Origin of the sequence: Kosakonia sp., assembly GCF_032104925.1 — a bacterium.
Taxonomy (GTDB): domain Bacteria; phylum Pseudomonadota; class Gammaproteobacteria; order Enterobacterales; family Enterobacteriaceae; genus Kosakonia.
Map to the genome: position 1 here is coordinate 219,977 of NZ_DAMCGF010000006.1, position 24,556 is coordinate 244,532.

The window sequence follows — 24,556 nt, forward strand, 5'->3', positions numbered from 1 at the left end:
ACGACAGGAGTTTGCTATGGAATTCACCAACCCCTTCGATAACCCGCAAGGGCAATTTTATATTCTGCAAAATACCCGGCGGCAGTTCAGCCTGTGGCCCGCGCAGTGCGCGCTTCCCGCAGGCTGGAACGTGGTGTGCGAGCCGCAACCGCAGGATGCCTGCAACGCCTGGCTGGCGGCAAACTGGCAAACATTAACCCCGGCGCACCATGCGCAATGAGGAGCGGAAAATGACCCGACGTTTACCGCTGGTCGCCGCACAGCCGGGGATATGGATGGCGGAAAAACTCTCCACGCTGCCCAACGCCTGGAGCGTGGCGCACTATGTTGAACTGAAGGGCGATATCGACGCCGCGCTGCTGGCACAGGCGATTGCCAGCGGTTTGTCGCAGGCCGATACGCTGCGTATGCGCTTTGAAGAGGTGAACGGCGAAGTGTGGCAGTGGGTCGACGAGGCTCATGTCTTTGCCCTGCCGGCGATCGTCGATTTGCATGACAGCCGCCAACCGCACGCTGCTGCATTACAGATAATGCAGGCCGACCTGGCGCAAAACCTGCGCGTGGAGAGTGGTAATCCGCTGGTTTGCCACCAACTGTTACGCGTGGGCGAGCAGCACTGGTACTGGTATCAGCGTTATCACCATTTACTGGTTGATGGCTTCAGTTTTCCGGCCATTACCCGCCAGATTGCCGCCATTTACAGCGCATGGCGACGCGGCGAGGCAACACCGACATCGCCCTTTACGCCGTTTGCCGGGGTGGTGGAAGAGTATCAGCGCTACTGTGAAAGCGATGCCTGGCAGCGTGACCGCGCTTTTTGGGCGCAGCAGCGCAGCGCGTTACCTTCTCCGGTCTCCCTTTCCGACACGCCGCTGCCGGGGCGCGCGGCAACAACCGATATTTTACGTCTCAACGTGGCGATGGATGCCGGGGCATTTCGCCGCGTAACCCAGGCTTTTAGCCACCATTCACCCGCCGATCTGGCGCTGGCGCTGGCCGCACTGTGGCTTGGTCGGCTATGCGGACGCACCGACTATGCCGCCGGGTTTATCTTTATGCGCCGCATGGGTTCGGCGGCGTTAACCGCTACCGGGCCGGTGCTTAACGTACTGCCGCTGGGCATTCATCTGGATGGTACTCAAACGCTCTCCGCGCTGGCGACAACGCTTGCGGGCAGCCTGAAAGCGATGCGTCGCCACCAGCGTTATGACGCCGAGCAAATTGTGCGTGACGCCGGGCGTGCAGCGGGCGACGAGCCGCTGTTCGGCCCGGTATTTAACGTCAAAATGTTTGATTATCTGCTGGATGTTGATGGCATTAAAGGCACCACGCACACGCTGGCGACCGGCCCCGTGAACGATCTGGAAATCGCTCTGTTCCCGCACGAAGAGGGCGGGTTGTCGCTGGAAGTGCTGGCGAACCGCAGCCGTTATGATGAATCCACCTTAAAAACACACGTCGGGCGGCTGGCGCATCTGCTCAGGCAGTTTGCCGAAAATCCACATCTGCGCTGCGGCGATGCTGAGTTGCTCTTATCGCCAGAAGCGCAGCGGCTGGCAGACATTAACGATACCGGCAAGATACTGCCGACTACCACCTTAAGCGCGTTGGTTGCCGCGCAGGCGGCGAAAACGCCGGATGCCCCCGCGCTGGCAGATGCGCAGTGGCAATTTAGCTATCGCGAAATGCGCGAGCAGGTTGTTGCGCTGGCGCACCAGCTTCGCCAGCTTGGTGTTCAGCCCGGCGACAGCGTGGCGGTGGCGCTGCCGCGCTCGGTGTTCCTGACGCTGGCGCTGCACGGCATTGTCGAAGCAGGTGCCGCCTGGCTACCGCTGGATACCGGTTACCCGGACGAGCGGCTGAAAATGATGCTAGACGATGCCAAACCGCGTCTGCTGATCACTGCGCAGAACCAACGGGCGCGCTTTGCCGATATTCCCGCGCTTCGTCATTTCTGCTACGAAGCCCCGCTGGAAACCCACGGCAGCGACGCGCTCAATCTGGCGCGTCCGGAGCATACCGCGTACATCATTTTCACCTCTGGGTCCACCGGGCGGCCAAAAGGGGTGATGGTCGGGCAAACCGCCATCGTCAACCGTCTGCTGTGGATGCAGGAAAGCTACCCGCTCACCGCCCAGGATGTGGTGGCGCAGAAAACGCCGTGCAGTTTTGACGTGTCGGTGTGGGAGTTCTGGTGGCCGTTTATCGCCGGGGCAAAGCTGGTGATGGCGGAACCGGATGCGCACCGCGATCCACAAGCGTTGCAGGACTTCTTTACCCATTACGGCGTGACCACCACGCATTTTGTGCCGTCGATGTTGGCCGCGTTTGTCGCCTCACTCACGCCGGAAAGCGCAACGCGCAGTTGCCGCACGCTAAAACAGGTGTTCTGTAGTGGCGAAGCGCTGCCTGCCGAGCTCTGTCGCGAATGGCAGCAGCTGACTGGCGCGCCGCTGCATAATTTATACGGCCCGACGGAAGCGGCTGTGGATGTGAGCTGGTATCCGGCTTATGGCGAAGCGCTGGCGGGTGTACGCGGCAACAGCGTGCCGATTGGTTTCCCGGTCTGGAACACCGGGCTGCGCATTCTGGACGCGATGATGCGTCCGGTGCCGCCGGGCGTGGCGGGCGATCTCTACCTCACCGGCATCCAGCTGGCGCAGGGCTATCTTGGCCGCCCGGATCTCACCGCCAGCCGCTTTATCGCCGATCCGTTTGCCGCAGGCGAACGCATGTATCGCACCGGTGATGTCGCACGCTGGCTGGAAAATGGCGCGGTTGAATACCTCGGGCGCAGCGACGACCAGCTGAAAATTCGCGGTCAGCGCATTGAATTAGGTGAAATCGACCGTGCCATGCTGGCGCTGCCAGACGTGGCTCAGGCGGTGGCACATGCCTGTGTCTTCAATCAGGCCACCGCCAGCGGCGGCGATGCACGCCAGTTAGTCGGTTATGTGGTTTCTGCCTCCGGACAGCCGCTGGAGACAACGGCGCTACTGGCGCAACTGCGTGAGCAACTGCCGCCGCATATGGTGCCGGTGTTGCTGGTGCAACTGGACGCGTTGCCGCTGAGCGCCAACGGTAAACTCGACAGAAAAGCATTGCCACTGCCTGAACTGGCGGTGCAGCAGGGTGGCCGCCCGCTCAACGCCGGTATGGAAACGCTGATCGCGCAGGCATTTTCCGGTTTGCTCGGATGCGAAGTGAACGACGCGCAGGCGGATTTCTTCGCGCTCGGTGGGCATTCGTTGCTGGCGATGCGCCTGGCGGCGCAACTGAGCCGCGAGTGCGAACGGCAGGTCACACCCGGGCAAATCATGGTCGCTTCCACGGTAGAAAAACTTGCCGCGTTGCTCGAACAAGCGCTTTCGGCGGAGCAGACCGGGCGGCTGGGGCTGGAAACCTTGCTACCATTGCGGCAAAGCGACGGGCCGACCCTCTTTTGCTTCCACCCGGCCTCCGGTTTTGCCTGGCAGTTTAGCGTGCTGGCCCGTCACCTTGCGCCGCGTTGGTCGATCACCGGTATTCAGTCACCGCGACCGGATGGCCCGCTGCAACAGGCCGCGACATTAGACGAAGCCTGTGAGCAACACCTGGCGACGCTACTTGCGCAGCAGCCGCACGGGCCGTATTACCTGCTCGGGTATTCGCTCGGCGGCACGTTAGCGCAGGGCATTGCCGCGCGTCTGCGGCAGCAGGGTGAGGACGTGGCGTTCCTCGGGCTGCTCGATACCTGGCCGCCGGAAACGCAAAACTGGGCAGAAAAAGAGGCAAACGGGCTGGACCCGGAAGTGCTGGCAGAGATTGAACGCGAGCGTCAGGCGTTTCTCGCCGCGCAGCAGGGGCAAGCCTCCGGCGAGCTGTTCTCCGTTATCGAGGGCAACTATGCCGATGCGGTTCGCTTGCTGACCACCGCCCACAGCCTGCCATTTGACGGGAAAGCAACGCTATTTGTCGCCGGGCGCACCTTACCCGCAGGCACCGATCCGCACACAACCTGGGCACCGTGGGTTCGTGAACTGGAGGTCTACTGTCAGGATTGTGCTCACGTCGAGATTATCTCGCCGCAGGCGTTTGAGCGTATTGGGCCGGTGTTAAGGGAAATTTTGGGGGAATAGGGAAAGACCCGACGCTTCTGCATTTATAAGGGGCATACAGGCCCCTTTGTCCTGGTTCTGCGCCTGTTGAACCGCTGAAACAGGATACGTCTGGTGAACGGAACACAACCGTCACCACACCAAATATCGGGTAAACATCACCCGCAATGCATTTATCTGCCGCAACGCCCGAGCGGCACCACCAGCGGGGTATGAGCGATGGGATCGTCAATGATCATGCAGCGCATACTGTACACCGCCTCAATCAGCTCAGCGGTCACAATCTCTTTTGGCGCGCCCTGCGCCACAATTTTGCCGTCGCGCAGCGCAATCAGATGCGTGGCGTAGCGGCAAGCCTGGTTCAAATCATGCAGCACTGCCGCCAGCGTGTAACCCTGCTCGCGATTCAGCTCACTCAACAGTTCCAGCAAGTCGATCTGGTAGCTGATATCCAGCCAGGTTGTTGGCTCATCAAGCAGCATGATCGCCGTCTCTTGCGCCAGCACCATGGCAATCCATGCGCGCTGGCGTTGCCCGCCGGAGAGCGTATCGACGCTCTGCGTGGCCAGGCTTTCCACCCCGGTGGCCCGCATCGCCCGCTGCACCGCCTCGTCATCCTCTTTGCGCCAGCGGGTGAACAGCGGCTGGTGCGGATAGCGCCCGCGCGCGACCAGTTCCTGCACGGTGATATCGCCGGGCGTGGTGGCGTTTTGTGCAAGCAACCCTATACGGCGTGCCACTTCTTTGCTGGCATAGCGCTGGATCTGCTCACCATCAAGATAAACATGGCCCTGCGCGGGCGTCATCAGGCGGCTCAGCGTGCGCAGTAAGGTGGATTTCCCGCAACCGTTAGGGCCGATAATGGCGGTAAAATGGCCGTCGGGGATCGCCACGCTTAAGTGTTCGGCCACCACTTTTTTGCCGTAGCCAAGGGTGAGCGCTTCGCCGCGCAAACGGGCAGATAAATCGGTCATTTCTTGCGAGACTCCTGAATTAACAAGGCGATAAGGTAAATGCCACCGAGGCTGACGGTCACCACGCCGACCGGCAACTGATAAGGCGTAAAACCTTGCTGGGCAATCATATCCGCCAGCAACAACAACAACGCACCGCACAGCGCGGACTGGGTTAATCCCCAGCGTGCAGTGGCGCTGACGCGACGGGCAATATGTGGCGCGACCAGTGCGATAAACGAAATCGGCCCCGCCAGTGCTGTTGCGGCAGCGGTGAGTGCAACGGCCACCAGCATCAGCATCAGGCGCGAACGCTCAACGCTGACACCGAGCGCACAGGCGCTGTCATCGCCCATTTCCAGCAGCCGCATACGGCGCGCCAGCAGGGCGGCAAAAAGAAACATCACCAGCATGATCGGTGCGGAAGGGACGGTTTTCGCCCAGGTCAGGCCATTGAGCGACCCGGCGTTCCACAGCCCGGCGGAGAGCGCGGTTTCCAGCGAGGCATGCAGCAACAGCCAGGTATTAAACGCCACCAGCATTGCGCGCACGCCAATACCGACGATGATCAAGCGGAATGTTTCAATGCCGTTGCGCCAGGCCAGTAGCCAGACCACCAGCGAAGTGAGCATACCGCCGACCATCGCCGCCAGTGCGATAGCGGCCAGATGCTGACCAAACAGCACCATCGCCACCAGCACGCCGCTCCATGCGCCGGTGTTAAAACCCATCACATCCGGGCTGCCGAGTGGGTTACGCATCAGCGACTGGAAAATCGCGCCGCTCACGCCAAGCGCTGCGCCCACCAGCAGCGCCATCAGCACGCGCGGCAAGCGCCACTCCATCACGACCCGTTGCATGGCACGCGGCGCGTCGCCGGTGAGCACGTCAAGCACCTGTGAAAATGCCAGCGTCACCGAACCGCTGCGTAAACCCCAGTTGGCTAAAAGCAACGCGGCGATAACCATAAACACGCAACTGCCGAGCAGGCGGCGGGAGGGTGCCATCATAAGTTGCCTCCGCGTGCGCGGCGCACCAGCACGATCAATACCGGCGCGCCGATAAAGGCACTGACCACGGAAACCCGCAGTTCGCCCGGCACCAGCAGGCGGCCAATGATATCGGCAAACAATAACAGGGCAGGGGTGGCAATCAGTGTGACCGGCAGCGACCAGCGGTGATCCGCGCCCACCAGCCAGCGCGCCATGTGCGGCATCATCAGGCCGATAAAGGCAATCGGGCCGACAACCGCCGTCGCGCTGCCGCACAGCACCGTGATTACCACTAAACCGAGCAACTGCGTGCGTGCCACGCGGCTGCCCAGCGCCGTGGCGGTGTCGCTGCCGAGGCTCAGGCTGTTAAGCGCGCGGCTCAGCATCAACGCCATGAGCGCTGCCAGCAGCACCGGGATCAGAACAATTTTTAGCGTTTGCAGGGTGCGGATATCCAGCGAACCGGCCTGCCAGAAGCGCAACTGGTCATAAACGTCGGCGTTAAGCAATGAAATACCGCTGGATAATCCTTCCAGCACCGCCGCCAGCGCCACGCCCGCCAGCGTCAGGCGAACCGGGCTGAGTTGCCCACCGCCCTGGCTGCCGGTAAAGGCGACCAGCAGCGACGCCGCCAGTGCGCCGCAAAAGGCGAGCAGTAATTGTTCGACAGGGGAGACAGCGCCCAGCAGCGCCGCGCCGAGCACAATGGCGAAGCTGGCACCGGCGTTAACGCCGAGTAAGCCTGGATCGGCGAGCGGATTTCTCGTGAGCGTTTGCATTAACGCCCCGGCAATGCCCAGTGCGCCGCCCGCGAGTAAACCTGCCAGCGTTCGCGGCAAACGGGCATCGTTGACGATGGTGCAGTCCGCGCTCTGACAGACGTCAGTGAGGGCGTCGATGATGACCGCGGCGGGCAGAGCTTTTGCGCCAATAAACAGGCTGAGTGCAACGGCAACAACCAGCAATATCAATAACCCGGCGAGGGTAACGGGGCGCGCCGGGAAAGCAGAACACGACATAAAACGTCCCAAATTTGATAATGATATTAATTATCGTTATCGATCTTGTTTTGGTATGTTACCATGCGCAGCCTGCGAATGGACATAGAAAGTGTGTATTTAAGGCATTGGAATGAAGCAACAATCCTGGCTGTTGAACCTGAGTCTGCTGCGTACGCATCCGGCTTTTCGCGCGGTATTTCTGGCGCGTTTTATCTCGATTCTCTCGCTGGGCTTGTTGGGCGTAGCGGTGCCGGTACAAATCCAGGCGATGACCCACTCCAGCTGGCAAGTTGGCCTTGCCGTTACACTGACCGGTAGCGCCATGTTCGTCGGCCTGATGTTTGGTGGTGTTTTGGCGGATCGTTTTGAACGCAAGAAACTGATTCTGCTGGCGCGTTCCACCTGCGGCGTCGGTTTTATTGGCCTGTATTTGAATGCGTTGTTGCCGGAGCCTTCGCTGCTGGCAATTTATCTGCTCGGTTTGTGGGATGGTTTTTTCGGCGCGCTGGGCGTAACGGCGCTGCTGGCGGCGACACCTGCGTTGGTCGGGCGGGAAAACCTGATGCACGCTGGCGCCATTACCATGCTGACGGTGCGGCTGGGTTCCGTTATTTCGCCAATGTGCGGCGGTTTGCTGCTGGCAACCGGCGGTATTGCGTGGAACTACGGGCTGGCGGCGGCGGGCACGTTTATCACCTTGTTGCCGTTACTGAGCCTGCCTGCATTACCGCCACCACCACAACCGCGCGAGCACCCGCTGAAATCGCTACTTAGCGCCCTGCAATTTTTACTGCACAACCCTTTGATTGGCGGCATCGCGCTGCTTGGTGGGTTATTGACGATGGCAAGCGCGGTGCGCGTGCTCTACCCGGCGCTGGCGATAAGCTGGAACATGTCGGCGGCAGAAATTGGCTTGCTGTATGCCGCGCTGCCGCTCGGCGCGGCCATTGGCGCGTTAACCAGCGGCAAGCTGGCGCACAGTGAGCGCCCCGGCGTGATTATGCTGCTGGCGTCCGTTGGCGCGTTTATCGCCATCGGTTTATTCAGCCTGATGCCCCTCTGGGCGCTGGGCGTGCTGTTTCTGGCGCTGTGCGGCTGGCTGACGGCGGTGAGTTCGCTGCTGCAATACACGCTGCTGCAAACGCAAACCCCGGAAGCGATGCTCGGGCGAATTAACGGTTTATGGACGGCGCAAAACGTCACGGGTGACGCCATTGGTGCCGCGCTGCTGGGCGCGATGGGGTCAATGATGACGCCCGCCGCATCGGCGAGCATCAGCGGTTTTGTGCTGGCGATAGTGGGCGTGTTGCTGGTGGTGGTGCTCGGCGAGCTGCGGCGTTTTCGCCAGGTGCAGCCCGCCGCCGAAGCCTGATTAACCAAACAGCGCCGCCAGGCGTTGTAACACGCGGGTGGCGCTGTAGTAATCAAGGCGGAAAGTTTCCGCGCCGAGTGCGTACACGCGGTGATTTTGCACCGCGGGCAGGTGCGCCAGCAGCGGGTTCTGGCTGAGCGCATCCGCGTCTTTCTGGTCGCTGGCAAACAGGAACAGCGCTTCGCCATTCAGCCCGGCGGCCAGGTTCTCGCCGCCTAACTGGACAATGTCATGACGTTTCCCCTGGCTCTGGCTGGTGTGCAGATTCGCCGGTAACGGCGCGAGGGTAAAGCCCAGTTGCTGCATCAATTGGCCCTGCGCGGAATCTTCAGTCCACAGATTGGCGCTGTGTGCCGCCGGGGTATAGACCAGCGTGCTGACCGGCTGCGGCGGCAGTTTCATGCGTGCTTTAACGTCCGCAAGCTGTTGATTGAACTGGCTGATACGCGCCGCCGCCTCTTTTTCGTGACCGGTAATTTCGCCAAGCTGCGTTAACAGCGCCTGCCAGCTTTTGTCGTCGTAGTTGATGATAAGCGTCGGGGCGATGGTTGAAAGCTGATCATACAGCGGCAACGCGGAGTCGCCACCGGTGGCGCTGATCAGGATTAAATCCGGCATCTGCGCGGCGACGGCTTCAGCGTTGGGTTCCCCAATGTAAAGCCGCGCGACATTGCGCTGCCGGGCAATTTCCCCCCACTGGCGTAAAAAGCCTTGTTCGTCGGCAAAACGGTTATTTGGCGTGGTCGCGCCGCTGGCGATAACTGGCGCATCAATCGCCAGTAGCGAACCGGTGAGCGTTACGCTGGTGGAAACAATACGCAGCGGCTTAGTCGGTAGCGTGTGCGTTCCACGGCTGTCCGTGGCCTGGCGAGGCCACTCTGCCGCCATCGCTGAGGTAATTCCTAAAACAAAAATTCCTAAAAACACTAAGGGTTTACAGCGCAAAAAAGAGCATCTCACAACGCATATCCTGTTTTTGTCGAGGTTAATGCTTCTCATTTTCATATCTGAATGAAGCAGATGCAAGCATTCGCCGCGCGAGAGAACAATCTGCTGTTGACAGAGCGGGCAATAACTTTTTATCTTACCTACTCAAAAACACAAATGATAATCATTATTAGTTAATTTATCACTGTTGGAGGATGATATGGATACGTCCCTGGCTGAGGAAACCTGGCAGTCTGCGAAGACGCTGGCCGCGGATCAGTTTTTCTTTATGTCGCCGTACCGCAGTTTCACCACCTCCGGGTGCGTGGCGCGTTTTTGCGAGCCTGCCGCGGGCGGCGATGCGCCCGAGAGCGCTTTCCAGCAAAAACTGGCTCAGGCGTTTGCCGATGCGAAAGCGCAGGGCATTGCCCACCCGGTGATGGTTGGCGCGATCCCCTTCGACACCACCCAGCCATCTGCGCTGTTTATCCCACATAGCTGGCAAACCTTCTCCCGCCCGGAGAAACAGCGATCCGCGCGCTATTTCACCAGTGGCTCGATGCCGAACGTCACAGCGCAGCAGGCGATCCCATCGCAGGAGACGTTTATGCAGATGGTGGCGAATGCCGCCGCGCGCACCGCCACGCCGGAAGTCGACAAAGTGGTGCTCTCGCGTCTGATTGAGTTAACCACCGACCGCCGTATCGACAGCGGCGTGCTGTTAGAGCGCCTGATTGCCCAGAACCCGGCCAGTTACAACTTCCTCGTTCCGTTACCGGATGGCGGCGTACTGCTGGGCGCAAGCCCGGAACTGTTGCTGCGCAAAGAGCAGGAGCACTTCAGTTCGCTGCCGTTAGCCGGTTCCGCTCGTCGCCAGCCGGACGACATTCTTGACCGCGAAGCGGGCAACAAGCTGCTGGCTTCGGAAAAAGATCGACACGAACACGAACTGGTGACGCAGGCGATGAAAAACGTGCTGCAGCCGCGCAGCCAAACCCTGACATTGCCGGAATCACCGCAACTGGTAACTACCCCCACTTTATGGCACCTGGCCACGCCGATTACCGGCACTGCAGTCGCCGGGGAAAACGCGCTGACGCTGGCCTGCCTGCTGCACCCAACGCCCGCGCTGAGCGGCTTCCCGCACCAGGTGGCGAAACAGGTGATTGCCGAGCTGGAGCCCTTCAACCGTGAGCTGTTTGGCGGCATCGTTGGCTGGTGCGACGCCGAGGGTAACGGCGAGTGGGTGGTCACTATTCGCTGTGCGCGGCTTCACGATAACCATGTTCGTCTGTTCGCCGGTGCCGGGATTGTTCCGGCCTCTTCGCCGCTTTCCGAGTGGCGCGAAACCGGCGTCAAGCTGACCACCATGCTGAACGCATTTGGTTTGCACTGAGGATCAACCATGACCATTCCGTTTACCCGCTGGCCGCACGAGTTCGCCGAGCGTTACCGTGAAAAGGGCTACTGGCAGGATTTACCGCTGACCGATATTTTGACCCGCCACGCGCGCAGTGATGCCACGGCAGTGATCGAGGGCGAACGCCGCTTGAGCTACCGCCAGCTCAACGATGCCGCAGACAATCTGGCCTCGGCGTTACAGGCGCAGGGCATCAGGTGCGGGGAAACCGCGCTGGTGCAACTGGGCAACGTCAGCGAGTTCTACATTGTTTTCTTCGCGCTGCTGAAAATCGGCGTGGTGCCAGTGAATGCGCTGTTCAGCCATCAGCGCAGCGAATTGAACGCGTATGCCGCGCAAATCACGCCGGCGCTGCTGATTGCCGATCGCGCCCACACGCTGTTTGAGAATGACCATTTCCTCGCCGCGTTTGTTGCACAGCACCCGTCGGTGCGCACCGTACTGCTGCGCGGCGACAGCGGCGTGCAGGCGCTCGAAAACGCCATTGCCCGCCCGGCAGATAATTTTATCGCCACGCCAACGCCCGCCGATGAAGTGGCGTTTTTCCAGCTTTCTGGCGGCAGCACCGGCACGCCAAAACTTATCCCGCGCACGCACAATGATTACTACTACAGCATTGTGCGCAGTAACGAGATCTGCGGATTTAACGCGCAAACCCGTTACCTCTGCGCGCTGCCGGCGGCGCACAACTACCCGTTGAGTTCACCCGGCGCGCTTGGCGTCTTCCATGCCGAAGGCTGCGTGGTGCTGGCTGCCGATCCGAGTGCCACGCTCTGCTTCCCGCTGATTGAAAAACACCAGATTAACGTTACCGCGCTGGTGCCGCCGGCGGTAAGCCTGTGGTTACAGGCGATCGCCGAGTGGGGCAGCAATGCGCAACTCGCCTCGCTGCGGCTGTTGCAGGTCGGCGGGGCGCGTTTATCGGCAACGCTTGCGGCGCGTATTCCGGCGGAGATCGGCTGCCAGTTGCAGCAGGTATTTGGCATGGCGGAAGGGCTGGTGAACTACACCCGTCTGGACGATCCCTTTGACCGCATTATCAACACGCAAGGCCGCCCGATGTGCCCGGATGATGAAGTGTGGGTGGCGGATGAAAACGGCAATCTGCTGCCGCCAGGCCACGTTGGCCGCCTGATGACGCGCGGCCCGTACACCTTTCGCGGTTACTTTAACAGCCCGGAACACAATGCCAGCGCCTTTGACGAACACGGTTTTTACTGCTCCGGCGATCTGATTTCGATCGACGAACAGGGCTATATCACCGTGCAGGGACGGGAAAAAGATCAGATCAACCGTGGGGGCGAGAAGATTGCCGCCGAGGAGATCGAAAACCTGCTGCTGCGCCATGAGTCGGTGATCCACGCTGCGCTGGTCAGCATGGAAGACAGCCTGCTGGGTGAAAAAAGCTGCGCTTACCTGGTGGTGATAACGCCGCTGCGCGCGGTAGCTGTCCGCCGCTTTCTGCGCGAGCAAGGGGTGGCCGAGTTCAAACTGCCGGATCGTGTGGAGTGCGTGGACGCGCTGCCGCTGACGCCGGTGGGTAAGGTCGATAAAAAACAGTTACGTCAGTGGTTAGCGCAACGCGCACCGGCGTAAAGGAGAGAAGATGGCGATTCCAAAACTACAGGGCTACGCGCTGCCTGGCGCGGCCGATATCCCGCAAAACAAAGTGAGCTGGCCGTTTGAGCCGGAACGTGCGGCGCTGCTGATCCATGATATGCAGGATTACTTTGTTAACTTCTGGGGCGAAAACTGCCCGATGATGCAGCAAGTGGTGGCGAACATCGCCGCACTGCGTGATTTCTGCAAGCAAAACGCTATTCCCGTGTACTACACCGCGCAGCCGAAAGAGCAGAACGATGAAGACCGGGCGCTGCTCAACGATATGTGGGGGCCAGGCTTAACCCGCTCGCCGGAGCAGCAAAAAATTGTTGCTGCGCTCGCGCCGGATGAGGCCGACACCGTGCTGGTGAAGTGGCGCTACAGCGCGTTTCACCGCTCGCCGCTGGAGCAGATGCTCAAAGAGACCGGCCGTAACCAGTTACTCATCACCGGGGTGTATTCACACATTGGCTGCATGACCACCGCCACCGATGCGTTTATGCGCGATATCAAACCGTTTATGGTTGCCGACGCGCTGGCGGATTTCAGCCGCGAAGAGCATTTGATGTCGCTTAATTATGTCGCCGGGCGTGCTGGTCGCGTGGTGATGACGCAAGAATTACTGGCTGTGCCGGGCAGCAAAGCGGCATTACGCACGCTGATCCTGCCGCTGCTGGATGAGTCCGACGAACCGTTAGATGACGAGAATCTCATCGACTACGGCCTCGATTCCGTGCGCATGATGGCGCTCGCCGCGCGCTGGCGCAAAGTACATGGCGATATCGACTTTGTTATGCTGGCGAAAAACCCGACCATTGACGCCTGGTGGACGCTGCTTTCGCGTGAGGTGAAGTAATGGTTGGTCTGGATTTTACCGGCAAAATTGTCTGGGTGACCGGGGCCGGTAAAGGCATCGGTTATGCCACGGCGAAGGCGTTTGTCGGGGCGGGCGCGCACGTGATCGGTTTCGATCTCGCCTTTGGCGGCACGGATTACCCTTTCTCCTGTGAAGTGCTGGACGTTGCCGACGCCGCACAAGTTCAGGTGGTTTGCCAGCGCGTGCTGGCGCAATGCGAGCGGCTGGATGTGCTGGTCAACGCCGCCGGGGTGTTGCACATGGCCGCCACTGATGAACTGACACCAGACGCCTGGCACAGCACCTTCGCTGTTAACGTCGGCGGGGCGTTTAACCTGTTTCAGCAGACGATGGCGCAATTTCGCCGTCAGCAGAGCGGGGCGATTGTCACCGTCGCATCCGACGCGGCGCACACGCCGCGTATCGGCATGAGCGCGTATGGCGCATCAAAAGCGGCGCTCAAAAGCCTGGCGCTCACCGTTGGCCTTGAGCTGGCGGCAAGCCATGTACGTTGCAATGTGGTTTCACCGGGATCGACCGACACCGACATGCAGCGTTTGCTGTGGGTGAGCGATGACGCCGAACAGCAGCGTATTCGCGGTTTTGGCGAGCAGTTCAAGCTCGGCATCCCGCTGGGGAAAATCGCCCGCCCGCAGGAAGTAGCGAACACCATTTTGTTCCTCGCTTCCGATCTGGCAAGCCATATCACATTGCAGGATATCGTGGTGGATGGCGGCTCGACGCTGGGGGCGTAGATGATCTGGAAACGTCATTTAACCCTTGATGAACTGAACGCGACAAGCGCCAACACGCTGGTGGCGCATCTCGCGATTACTTACACCCGCATCGGCGATGATTTCCTTGAGGCGGAAATGCCGGTAGACAGCCGTACGCATCAACCGTTTGGTCTGCTGCACGATGGTGCCTCGGCGGCGCTGGCGGAAACGCTGGGATCGATGGCGGGCTACCTGATGACCCGCGACGGCCAGTGCGTGGTGGGCACGGAATTAAACGCCACCCATCATCGCCCGGTTTCGCAGGGAAAAGTGCGCGGCGTTTGCCAGCCGCTGCATCTTGGCCGGCAGAACCAAAGCTGGGAAATTGTGGTCTTCGACGAACAAGGCCGACGCTGCTGCACCTGTCGTCTCAGCACGGCGGTGCTGGGGTAATCTCGCCCTCTCTTTGACAGGAGAGGGCGCATTCTTGCGATCCCGGTAACACAATCAGGTAAATGCCTGGTGGCAGGGCAAATTTCCCATGTTTCAAAGTTGTTAAAATCCGCGAGTTGATATAGATACAAAATGTAACATCTCTCTGTCTCTCAACGGATACCCGCTATGAACAACTCAGGGAAATACCTTATTTGGGGCGTGCTGTCGCTGGTTGGCGCATTCGCCCTCGGCTATATCGCGCTTAACCGCGGCGAACAGATCAACGCACTGTGGATCGTGGTGGCCGCGGTCTGTATCTACCTTATCGCTTACCGTTTTTACGGCCTCTATATCGCTAAAAATGTGCTACAGGTTGACCCGACTCGCATGACTCCGGCGGTGCGCTACAACGATGGTCTTGATTACGTGCCGACAGACAAAAAAGTGCTGTTCGGTCACCATTTTGCGGCGATTGCCGGCGCAGGCCCGCTGGTAGGGCCTGTGCTGGCGGCGCAAATGGGGTATTTGCCGGGCATGATCTGGATCCTCGCAGGCGTAGTGCTGGCCGGTGCGGTGCAGGATTTCATGGTGCTGTTTATCTCCACCCGTCGGGACGGGCGTTCGCTCGGTGAGATGGTGAAAGCGGAGATGGGGCCGACCGTTGGCGTGATTGCGCTGGTGGCGACCTTTATGATCATGGTGATCATCCTCGCGGTGCTGGCGATGATTGTCGTCAAAGCGCTGACCCACAGCCCGTGGGGAACCTATACCGTCGCCTTTACCATTCCGCTGGCGATTTTTATGGGTATCTACATTCGCTATCTGCGCCCCGGTCGAATTGGCGAAGTGTCGGTGATTGGTCTGGTGCTGCTGGTGTTCGCCATTATTTCTGGCGGCTGGGTGGCGGCAAACCCGGCGATTGCACCGTACTTTGATTTCACCGGTGTGCAGCTAACGTGGATGCTGGTGGGCTATGGTTTTGTCGCCTCAGTGCTGCCGGTGTGGCTGCTGCTGGCACCGCGTGATTACCTTTCCACTTTCCTGAAAATCGGCACCATTATTGGCCTGGCGATCGGCATTCTGATCATGCGCCCGACGCTGACCATGCCTGCGCTGACCAAGTTTGTTGATGGGACTGGCCCGGTGTGGACCGGTAATCTGTTCCCGTTCCTGTTTATTACCATTGCCTGTGGCGCGGTTTCCGGTTTCCATGCGCTGATTTCCTCCGGCACTACGCCGAAAATGCTCGCCAGCGAAGGGCAGGCTTGCTTTATCGGTTACGGCGGCATGCTAATGGAGTCGTTCGTGGCGATCATGGCGCTGGTGTCGGCGTGCATTATCGATCCGGGCGTTTACTTTGCGATGAACAGCCCGATGGCGGTCTTAGCCCCTGCGGGCACCACCGATGTAGTAGCGTCGGCGGCGCAGGTGGTGAGCGGTTGGGGCTTTAGTATCACCCCGGATGCGCTCAGGCAGATTGCCAGCGAAGTGGGCGAGCAGTCGATCATTTCACGCGCCGGCGGCGCGCCGACGCTGGCAGTGGGCATGGCTTATATCCTGCACGGCGCGCTCGGCGGTCTGATGGATGTCTCGTTCTGGTATCACTTCGCCATTCTGTTTGAGGCGCTGTTTATTCTGACGGCAGTGGATGCCGGGACACGCGCGGCGCGCTTTATGTTGCAGGATCTGCTGGGCGTGATTTCACCGAACCTCAAACGCACGGAATCGCTGCCCGCGAACCTGCTGGCGACCGGGCTGTGCGTGCTGGCGTGGGGCTACTTCCTGCACCAGGGCGTGGTTGATCCGCTCGGCGGTATTAACACCCTGTGGCCGCTGTTTGGCATCGCCAACCAGATGCTGGCAGGCATGGCGCTGATGCTGTGTGCGGTGGTGCTGTTCAAGATGAAACGCCAGCGTTATGCGTGGGTGGCACTGCTGCCAACCGCCTGGCTGCTGGTTTGTACGCTCACCGCAGGCTGGCAAAAAGCTTTTAGCCCGGATGCGAAAGTCGGCTTCCTGGCCATCGCCAACAAGTTCCAGGCGATGATCGACAGCGGCAATATTCCGGCGCAATATACCCAGTCTCAACTGGCGCAACTGGTGTTTAACAACCGTCTCGATGCTGGCTTGACCATCTTCTTTATGGTCGTGGTGGTGGTACTGGCGTTCTACTCGCTGAAAACCGCGCTGGCGGCGCTGAAAGAGGATCAACCGACCGCGAACGAGACGCCGTACCAGGAAATGACGGGCGACGTTGAGCAGATTGTCGGCCAGGCAAAAAGTGTGCATTAATCGCGTAACGCGGGGGGTTTATGTTCGATACGCTTTCAAAAGCCGGGAAGTATTTAGGCCAGGCGGCGAAAATGATGATTGGCGTTCCGGATTATGACAACTATGTCGAGCATATGCGCGTGACGCACCCGGAGCAGACGCCGATGACTTATGAAGAGTTTTTCCGCGAGCGCCAGGATGCGCGCTACGGCGGAAAGGGCGGTGCACGCTGCTGTTAACTCTCGTCTTGCTCAAAAAGCGGCGCTCATAGCGCCGCTTTTCTTTATCTACAGAAAATCCCCAGCCAGGCTGGTGCTTCCGGAAAGCTTTCAGCTATAGGCCGGTTATTTTCGCCAGGATCAGGCGTTGGTGCCGCCATCAACCACGATATCCGCACCGGTAATCTGCTTCGCCGCCGGGCTTGCAAGGAAAGCGACCGCTTCGGCGATATCCTGCGCTTCACCATAATGCCCCAGCGCAATCATACGACGCTGCTCTTCCGCGCCTTCGCCGTCTGCCGGGTTCATATCGCTGTCCGTCGAACCGGGTTTCACCATATTCACGGTGATCCCGCGTGGGCCCAAATCCCGCGCCAGCCCGCGTGTTAATGAGTTCAGCGCGGATTTGGTCATCGAATAAATGGCGATATCTTTAAACGGCACGCGATCGGAGAGGCAACTGCCGATATTGATAATGCGCCCGCCGTCGGGCAGGTGTGCAATCGCCGCCTGGGTGGCGTAGACCACGCCGCGAATATTCACGTTGATCATCGCATCGATATCCTCCTGCGACATCGCTTCTAACTGGCCACCGCGCGCGATGCCGGCGTTATTAACGAGAATATCCAGCCCGCCGAGTTGCTGCACGGTTTGATCAACAGCGGCGCGGGCAGCTTGTGGTTCGGCGCTGTTGGCCTGGATCGCCACGGCGTTACGCCCCAGCGCGCGGATCGCTTCCACAACGGCTTGTGCTTTATCGGCGGATTTCTCCCAGGTGATGGCGACGTCCGCTCCGTCCCGCGCCAGCGTTAAGGCGATGGCTTTTCCCAGACCGCGGCTCGCACCGGTGACCAGCGCGCGTTTTCCTGCAAGTGAATGTGACATGGTGGCTCCGTAATTATGTGTCGATTGATACATAATTAAAATAAACAGGCTTCCATACATTCGTCAATCTTATTAATATACCGATCAGCACAAAATGCGAGGAGGCGAAAGTGAGCCGGGGAAGACCACGGGAATTTGACCGTACCGAGGCGCTGAACAACGCGATGAAACTCTTCTGGCAGAAGGGGTACACCGCGACATCCATGAACGATCTGTATGAGGCGATGGGCATTAAATCGCCCAGCTTGTATGCGGCGTTCGGTAGCAAAGAAGATCTCTACGACGAGGTGTTGCAGCACTACGAACAATGCGTTGCGCCAGCGATCTGGGGCGATATGGCAAGCGAGCCATCGCCGAAAAAAGCCATTGCGGCGTGGCTGGAGCGATCGGCTGAGGTGTTAACCCGCTGCGATTTGCCGCATGGCTGCATGGTGACGCTGTCAGCGGTTGCCAGCGAAGGCCATGAACGGTTGGGCGAGCGGGTTCGTCAGTTGCGTAATGGCGGCGTTGCGCAGCTAAAAGCGCGCCTGAGCGAGGCGCAGCAGCGCGGCGAGTTACCTGAGACCACCGATATCGATGCGCTGACCCGGTTGTATGTCAGCATTCAGCAGGGAATGTCGATTCAGGCGCGCGATGGCGCGAGCCGGGAAACGCTACTCGGCGTCGCGCGTATGGCAATGGGATTGTGGCCTGCGCCGTAAAAACAGGCCACCGAAGTGGCCCGTTGCGTTATGGCTGAGGGAAAACAATATTATTGCCCGGCGCTTCGCGGTGCAGATGGATAAAGTTCAGGTGGCGCTCGTACTGATCCAGTATGTCGATGATCACCTGCTCTTTGTTGTAGTCCATTAAATCATTACCCTGGCTGCCCTCCAGCAGGAAGGTTTCCAGCCGGAAGTAGTGCGATTTGCCGCTGCGTGCGCGGTAGGTAAAGCCCGGTACGGAGTATTGCTGCGGCCATACCTGGTAGACAAAATCCTGCTCCTCACCGAGGTGGACGCGAAGATCCAGGTAGCCCAGCGGCTGACCTTCTTCCGGCGCGACATTTTCAAGCGATACCCGTCCGCCGCGCAGTTCCAGCTCTTTTGCCACATCCTGCATTGCCGGGTAAATCACCGTTTCCATCATCTGCCGGGTGTAATGCGTACCCGGATAATTCATCAGCCGCGAGAGGCGTTTTTTCCAGCTCAGACGATCGTTGCTCGCCGGAATATAAGGTGCGGTTTCGCGGCTGGCGCTGGCGCGGCGGTGATCTTCCACTTTCAGCGATTTATACAGCCCGGCCATAATAAAGAAGATCACAAAACTGAACGGCAAGCCCATGATCACCGTGGTATTTTGCAGCGCGGAAATGCCATTGGTCATCAGCATGCCCATGGTCAGCACGCCGATAGCGACCGACCAGAAAATCCGCAGCCAGTTCGGCGCATCGCTATTGATATCTTTCAGCTTCGAGGTGAAATTGCCCAGCACCAGTGATCCGGAATCCGCCGAGGTGACATAAAACAACAGGCCGGTAATGGTGGCGACAGAAGCGCTGAGTTTGAACGCCGGATATTGCGCCAGCAGGCTGTAGAACCCGCGTTCGGCATGGGCGATCACCTCCTGGGCGAACCCCGCATCACCGTGAATGATTTCATACAGCGCGGCGTTACCAAACACCGACAGCCACAGCAAGGTGAAGGTAAACGGAATAATCAGCGTGCCGAGCACGAACTCGCGAATGGTGCGCCCGCGGGAAATACGTGCAAGGAACAGCCCGACAAACGGCGACCACGCGACCCACCAGGCCCAGAAGAAGAGCGTCCAGCTGTTCATCCACTGCGTCGGGCGATCAAACGCGAAGGTGTTGAGCGTCATGCCCATAAAGCGGTTGATGTAATCGCCAACGTTGAGCACCAGCGCGTTGAGCAGGAAATCGGTCTTGCCCATAAACAGCACGAACAGGATCAGCCCGAGCGCCAGCGCCACGTTCAGTTCCGAAAGGATGCGAATGCCTTTATCCACCCCGGAGGTGACCGAAATGGTAGCGATCACCACCGACAGCACAATCAGCGCCATCTGCGCGGTCAGCCCTTCCGGCACGTCGAACAGCACTTTCAGCCCGTAATTAAGCTGCACCACGCCAATACCGAGCGTAGTGGCAATACCAAAAATGGTGCCGATCACCGCCGCAATATCCACCGTGTGGCCAATCGGGCCGTTAATGCGTTTACCGAAAATAGGGTACAGCGCAGAACGAATAGTGAGCGGCAGATTATAGCGGTAGCTGAAGTAGCCCAGCGCAATCCCCATCAGCGCATACATCGACCAGCCGGTTAAACCGTAGTGGAACAGCGTCCACACCATCGCCTGGCGCGCGGCTTCCATCGTCTGGCCTGCGCCCTCCGGCGGCTGCATATATTGCGTCACCGGCTCTGCGACGGAGAAGAACATCAGGTCGATACCGATCCCGGCGGCAAACAGCATCGCCGACCAGCTCAGCAAACTGAACTCCGGCTTGGACTGCTCCGGCCCGAGTTTAATCGCCCCGTAGCGCGAGCAGGCCATATAAATAACAAAGACGATATAGAGCGTCGCGGCCAGCATGTAATACCAGCCAAAGGTGGAGGAGACCCAGTTAACGGTGGTCTGGATCCAGGTCGCAGCGAAATCGCTGTACAAAATGGTGACCAGTGAAAATGTCAGAATCAGTCCGGCAGAGGTGTAAAACACCACGGGATTGATTCTGTCTTTTTCACTGGCAGGTGGATTAATCATCGGTTACCTCTGGTTAATTTCCTGTAATTTTTCAAAATATTAATGCCAAACATCGGTTGTTTAATCGCGTTTGCTCCTCTCTGTTCTCACGGTTTGCGTCGCCGTATTTAGCTTATACATTCCCGCTTCGTTTATTTAACAATTGAAGCACAGTATCCTAACAAAATCTTTTTTTATATTGAACGTGCAATCAAAAAAAGATTAAATAAGGCCCTTACATTGCGGTGGAGATGGAGCCATGCCAAAGGTGGGAATGCAGCCGATACGCCGTCGGCAGCTGATTGATGCGACCCTGAGTACCATTAACGAAGTAGGAATTAACGACGCCACGATTGCGCAGATTGCGCGCCGCGCTGGCGTATCGACCGGCATTATCAGCCACTACTTCAGGGACAAAAATGGTCTGCTGGAAGCGACCATGCGCGACATCACCCGCCAGTTGCGCGACGCCGTGGCGCAGCGATTAAAACCGCTCGCGCAGGCCAGTACCGAAACGCGTTTGCTGGCGATTGTCGAAGGCAATTTTGATGACAGCCAGGTTCACAGCGCGGCGATGAAAGCCTGGCTCGATTTCTGGGCCAGCAGTATGCATCAGCCGCAGCTTGGTCGCCTGGAGCGCGTCAGCAGCCGCCGGCTGTTTTCCACGCTGGCGGCGGAGTTTCGCCGCGATCTGCCGCGTGAACAGGCACGGCTGGCGGCGCATGGCCTTGCCTCGTTGATCGATGGCCTCTGGCTTCGCGCGGCGCTGAGCGGCAAACCCTTTAACCTGGACATTGCCAGAACGCTCACCACCCAATTCATTCGCCAGCAACTGGCTGGCGCGACGAATCACTGAGAAGGAGGAAGTATGTCCCGATTCGCAGAACAGCAGCTCTATATCCATGGTCAATACGTCCCGGCTGCGGCGGGTAACACATTCCAGACCATCAATCCGGCGAACGGCGAGGTGCTGGCCGAGGTGCACGAAGCCGGGCAGGCCGATGTCGATCGCGCCGTTGCCAGTGCGCAAAAAGGGCAGAAAATCTGGGCCGCGATGACCGCCATGGAGCGCTCGCGCATCCTGCGCCACGCCGTCGATATTCTGCGCGAGCGCAATGATGAACTGGCGGCGCTGGAAACGCTGGATACCGGCAAACCGCTGAGCGAAACCCAGGCCGTTGATATCGTCACCGGCGCGGACGTACTCGAGTATTACGCGGGGCTTATCCCCTCTCTTGAAGGCCAGCAAATTCCGCTGCGCGACACCTCGTTTGTCTACACCCGCCGTGAACCGCTTGGCGTGGTGGCCGGGATTGGCGCGTGGAACTACCCGATCCAGATTGCGCTGTGGAAATCTGCGCCTGCGCTGGCGGCCGGTAACGCCATGATCTTTAAACCGAGCGAAGTCACGCCGCTCACGGCGCTGAAACTGGCGGAAATTTACAGCGAAGCTGGCGTGCCAGACGGCGTATTTAACGTGCTGAACGGCAGCGGCGCGGTGACCGGACAGTTGCTGACCGACCATCCGGGCATCGACAAAGTCTCTTTCACCGGCGGCGTTGCCAGCGGCAAGAAAGTGATGGCGAATGCGGCTGGTTCGACGCTGAAAGACGTGACCATGGAGCTGGGCGGTAAATCGCCGCTGATTATCTTTGACGACGCCGATCTCGATCTCGCCGCCGATATCGCCATGATGGCGAACTTCTACAGCTCCGGCCAGGTGTGTACCAACGGCACGCGCGTGTTTATTCCGAAGGCCTTGCAGCAGGCGTTCGAAGCAAAAATCGTTGAGCGCGTGGCGCGCATTAAGGCCGGTGATGTCAACGATCTGAACACCAATTTCGGGCCGCTGGTCAGCTTTGCGCACCGCGACAACGTAATGCGTTATATCGAAAGCGGCATCAACGAAGGCGCGCGCCTGTTGTGCGGCGGTAAGCGTCTGACCGGCGGGGAATTCGACCTCGGGGCGTGGGTCGAACCCACCGTATTTACCGACTGTCGCGATGAGATGACCATCGTGCGTGAAGAGATCTTCGGTCCGGTGATGTCGATTCTGACCTATGAGCGCGAAGAGGAAGCGGTGCGCCGCGCCAACGCTACTGATTACGGCCTGGCGGCGGGCGTGGTGACACAGGATCTTAACCGCGCGCACCGCGTCATTCACCAGATTGAAGCCGGTATTTGCTGGATCAACACCTGGGGGGAATCCGCCGCTGAAATGCCGGTGGGCGGCTACAAGCACTCCGGCGTTGGGCGCGAAAATGGCCTCATGACGCTGCAAAACTATACGCAGGTTAAATCCGTCCAGCTCGAGCTGAGCCGTTTTCAGTCCGTATTTTGAATAAAGTTTTAACCTGAGGAGCGACGAATGGAATTTGATTACATCATCATTGGAGCCGGATCCGCAGGGAACGTTTTGGCAACAAGACTGACCGAAGAGAGCGATGTGAATGTCCTGCTGCTCGAAGCGGGTGGTCCCGATTACCGTTTTGATTTCCGTACGCAGATGCCTGCGGCACTGGCTTACCCGCTGCAGGGCAAGCGCTACAACTGGGCCTATGAAACGGAACCTGAGCCGCACATGAATAACCGCCGCATGGAGTGCGGGCGCGGTAAAGGGCTGGGCGGTTCATCGCTGATTAACGGCATGTGCTACGTGCGCGGCAACGCGATGGACCTCGATAACTGGGCGCAGCAGCCGGGTCTTGAGCACTGGACCTACCGCGACTGTCTGCCCTATTACCGTAAATCGGAAACGCGCGATATCGGCGCGAACGATTACCACGGTGGCGACGGCCCGGTCAGCATCACTACCTGCAAGCCGGGCAACAACCCGCTGTTCGCCGCGATGATTGAGGCGGGCGTGCAGGCCGGTTACCCGCGCACTGACGATCTTAACGGCTACCAGCAGGAAGGTTTTGGCCCGATGGATCGCTTTGTCACGCCGAAAGGCCGCCGCTCGAGCACCGCACGCGGCTATCTCGACATGGCAAAAACGCGGCCGAACCTGAAAATCATTACCCATGCCACCACCGATCGCATTCTGTTTGAGGGGAAACGCGCTGTCGGCGTGGCCTATTTGCAGGGCTCCAGCGACACGGTACATGAGGTGCATGCGCGCCGGGAAGTATTGCTCTGCGCCGGGGCGATTGCTTCGCCGCAAATTTTGCAGCGCTCCGGCGTCGGTGCCGCTGATCTGCTCAAGCAGTTCGATATTCCGCTGGTGCATGATTTACCGGGCGTGGGCGAAAACTTGCAGGATCACCTGGAAATGTACCTGCAATATGAGTGCAAGGAGCCGGTGTCGCTCTATCCGGCGCTGAAGTGGTGGAACCAGCCGAAAATTGGCGCGGAGTGGCTGTTTAACGGCACGGGTATTGGGGCCAGCAACCAGTTCGAGGGCGGCGGGTTTATCCGCAGCCGCGAGGAGTTCGCCTGGCCGAATATTCAGTACCATTTCCTGCCGGTGGCGATTAACTACAACGGCTCAAATGCAGTAGAAGCGCACGGCTTCCAGTGTCATGTGGGTTCGATGCGCTCGCCAAGCCGGGGTTTTGTGCGTCTGAAATCGCGCGATCCGCGCCAGCACCCGGCCATTCAGTTTAATTACATGGCCCATGAGCAGGACTGGCACGAATTCCGCGACGCGATTCGTATCACCCGGCAGATCATCAACCAGCCGGCGCTGGACAAATATCGCGGGCGGGAAATCAGCCCGGGCATTGAGTGCCAGAGCGATGAGCAACTGGATGAGTTTGTGCGTAACCACGCCGAAACCGCCTATCACCCGTGTGGCACCTGCAAAATGGGCAGCGATGAGATGGCGGTGGTCGATGGCGAAGGGCGTGTTCATGGGCTGGAAGCCTTGCGCGTGGTGGATGCCTCGATCATGCCGCTGATCATCACCGGTAACCTCAATGCCACCACCATTATGATTGGCGAGAAGATTGCCGATAACATCCGTGGCCGCACGCCGCTGCCGCGCAGCAATGCGGATTATTTCGTGGCGGGCGATCGCCCGGTTCGCGGTACACCGCAGCGGGCGTAAAAGAAAATGCCGCCGGTAAGGCGT

Annotated in this window: 20 protein-coding genes; 14 read left to right on the plus strand and 6 right to left on the minus strand. The window is 59.2% G+C overall.

What is annotated here, in order from left to right; all coding sequences use genetic code 11:
* The first annotated feature begins 16 nt into the window (after positions 1–16).
* Both RT644_RS14605 and entF read left to right on the plus strand, forming a co-directional pair.
* Positions 17–220, plus strand: coding sequence for an MbtH family protein (locus tag RT644_RS14605; protein ID WP_249882611.1), 204 nt, complete (start codon positions 17–19; stop codon positions 218–220).
* Between the two features lie 10 nt (positions 221–230).
* Positions 231–4,118, plus strand: a complete 3,888-nt coding sequence (entF, locus tag RT644_RS14610; RefSeq protein WP_313627136.1) for an enterobactin non-ribosomal peptide synthetase EntF — start codon at positions 231–233, stop codon at positions 4,116–4,118.
* Positions 4,119–4,270: 152 nt separating this feature from the next.
* Here entF and fepC read toward each other — a convergent pair whose 3' ends face one another.
* From fepC to fepD, 3 genes are read right to left on the minus strand one after another with little or no spacing between them, the layout of a single operon-like run.
* On the minus strand, positions 4,271–5,071 hold the full coding sequence (fepC, locus tag RT644_RS14615) for an iron-enterobactin ABC transporter ATP-binding protein (RefSeq protein WP_097407226.1): 801 nt from the start codon (positions 5,069–5,071) through the stop codon (positions 4,271–4,273).
* Positions 5,068–6,060 (minus strand): iron-enterobactin ABC transporter permease, encoded by a 993-nt coding sequence (gene fepG, locus RT644_RS14620; protein ID WP_313627137.1) that lies wholly within the window; start codon positions 6,058–6,060, stop codon positions 5,068–5,070. Before fepG ends, fepC begins: the two co-directional genes overlap by 4 nt.
* Positions 6,057–7,061: a Fe(3+)-siderophore ABC transporter permease gene (gene fepD / locus RT644_RS14625; protein ID WP_313627138.1), complete on the minus strand. Its 1,005-nt coding sequence runs from the start codon at positions 7,059–7,061 to the stop codon at positions 6,057–6,059. The genes fepG and fepD overlap by 4 nt, the downstream gene beginning before the upstream one ends.
* Positions 7,062–7,173: 112 nt before the next feature.
* On the opposite strand from fepD, the gene entS reads away from it, so the two are divergent.
* Complete coding sequence (gene entS / locus RT644_RS14630; protein ID WP_313627139.1) at positions 7,174–8,415, plus strand: enterobactin transporter EntS; 1,242 nt, start codon at positions 7,174–7,176, stop codon at positions 8,413–8,415.
* On the opposite strand, the gene fepB is transcribed toward entS, so the two are convergent.
* Positions 8,416–9,303 carry a Fe2+-enterobactin ABC transporter substrate-binding protein gene (fepB, locus tag RT644_RS14635; RefSeq protein ID WP_313627140.1) on the minus strand — a complete coding sequence of 296 codons (888 nt, stop codon included), beginning with the start codon at positions 9,301–9,303 and terminating at the stop codon, positions 8,416–8,418.
* A gap of 259 nt (positions 9,304–9,562) precedes the next feature.
* On the opposite strand from fepB, the gene entC reads away from it, so the two are divergent.
* From entC to RT644_RS14670, 7 genes are all read left to right on the plus strand, one after another.
* On the plus strand, positions 9,563–10,738 hold the full coding sequence (entC, locus tag RT644_RS14640; RefSeq protein ID WP_313627141.1) for an isochorismate synthase EntC: 1,176 nt from the start codon (positions 9,563–9,565) through the stop codon (positions 10,736–10,738).
* A gap of 9 nt (positions 10,739–10,747) precedes the next feature.
* Positions 10,748–12,358, plus strand: a complete 1,611-nt coding sequence (entE, locus tag RT644_RS14645) for a (2,3-dihydroxybenzoyl)adenylate synthase EntE (RefSeq protein WP_313627142.1) — start codon at positions 10,748–10,750, stop codon at positions 12,356–12,358.
* A 10-nt stretch (positions 12,359–12,368) separates the two neighbouring features.
* Positions 12,369–13,220, plus strand: coding sequence for an isochorismatase (locus tag RT644_RS14650; RefSeq protein ID WP_313627143.1), 852 nt, complete (start codon positions 12,369–12,371; stop codon positions 13,218–13,220).
* A complete protein-coding gene (entA, locus tag RT644_RS14655) occupies positions 13,220–13,975 on the plus strand; it encodes a 2,3-dihydro-2,3-dihydroxybenzoate dehydrogenase EntA (RefSeq protein ID WP_020456938.1) in 756 nt (251 codons plus the stop codon). Before RT644_RS14650 ends, entA begins: the two co-directional genes overlap by 1 nt.
* Positions 13,976–14,389, plus strand: coding sequence for a proofreading thioesterase EntH (entH, locus tag RT644_RS14660; RefSeq protein ID WP_313627144.1), 414 nt, complete (start codon positions 13,976–13,978; stop codon positions 14,387–14,389). It abuts the gene before it with no gap.
* Positions 14,390–14,557: 168 nt separating this feature from the next.
* Positions 14,558–16,663 carry a pyruvate/proton symporter CstA gene (gene cstA / locus RT644_RS14665; protein WP_045508832.1) on the plus strand — a complete coding sequence of 702 codons (2,106 nt, stop codon included), beginning with the start codon at positions 14,558–14,560 and terminating at the stop codon, positions 16,661–16,663.
* A 20-nt stretch (positions 16,664–16,683) separates the two neighbouring features.
* On the plus strand, positions 16,684–16,881 hold the full coding sequence (locus tag RT644_RS14670) for a YbdD/YjiX family protein (protein WP_017455812.1): 198 nt from the start codon (positions 16,684–16,686) through the stop codon (positions 16,879–16,881).
* Positions 16,882–17,001: 120 nt separating this feature from the next.
* Here the strand turns inward: RT644_RS14670 and RT644_RS14675 are convergent, their stop codons facing one another.
* Positions 17,002–17,745, minus strand: a complete 744-nt coding sequence (locus RT644_RS14675; protein WP_313627145.1) for a 3-oxoacyl-ACP reductase family protein — start codon at positions 17,743–17,745, stop codon at positions 17,002–17,004.
* A 110-nt stretch (positions 17,746–17,855) separates the two neighbouring features.
* Between RT644_RS14675 and RT644_RS14680 the strand changes: the two genes are divergently transcribed.
* The gene (locus tag RT644_RS14680) at positions 17,856–18,446 is read left to right on the plus strand and encodes a TetR/AcrR family transcriptional regulator (RefSeq protein WP_020456942.1); all 591 of its coding nucleotides are present in this window, start codon (positions 17,856–17,858) and stop codon (positions 18,444–18,446) included.
* Positions 18,447–18,474: 28 nt separating this feature from the next.
* On the opposite strand, the gene RT644_RS14685 is transcribed toward RT644_RS14680, so the two are convergent.
* Positions 18,475–20,505: a choline transporter gene (locus tag RT644_RS14685; RefSeq protein WP_045508842.1), complete on the minus strand. Its 2,031-nt coding sequence runs from the start codon at positions 20,503–20,505 to the stop codon at positions 18,475–18,477.
* A 238-nt stretch (positions 20,506–20,743) separates the two neighbouring features.
* Between RT644_RS14685 and betI the strand changes: the two genes are divergently transcribed.
* From betI to betA, 3 genes are read left to right on the plus strand one after another with little or no spacing between them, the layout of a single operon-like run.
* Positions 20,744–21,340 carry a transcriptional regulator BetI gene (gene betI / locus RT644_RS14690; RefSeq protein ID WP_044489591.1) on the plus strand — a complete coding sequence of 199 codons (597 nt, stop codon included), beginning with the start codon at positions 20,744–20,746 and terminating at the stop codon, positions 21,338–21,340.
* A gap of 12 nt (positions 21,341–21,352) precedes the next feature.
* Positions 21,353–22,825, plus strand: a complete 1,473-nt coding sequence (betB, locus tag RT644_RS14695) for a betaine-aldehyde dehydrogenase (RefSeq protein WP_313627146.1) — start codon at positions 21,353–21,355, stop codon at positions 22,823–22,825.
* 27 nt (positions 22,826–22,852) lie between these two features.
* Complete coding sequence (betA, locus tag RT644_RS14700) at positions 22,853–24,532, plus strand: choline dehydrogenase (protein WP_313627147.1); 1,680 nt, start codon at positions 22,853–22,855, stop codon at positions 24,530–24,532.
* Positions 24,533–24,556 lie beyond the last annotated feature (24 nt).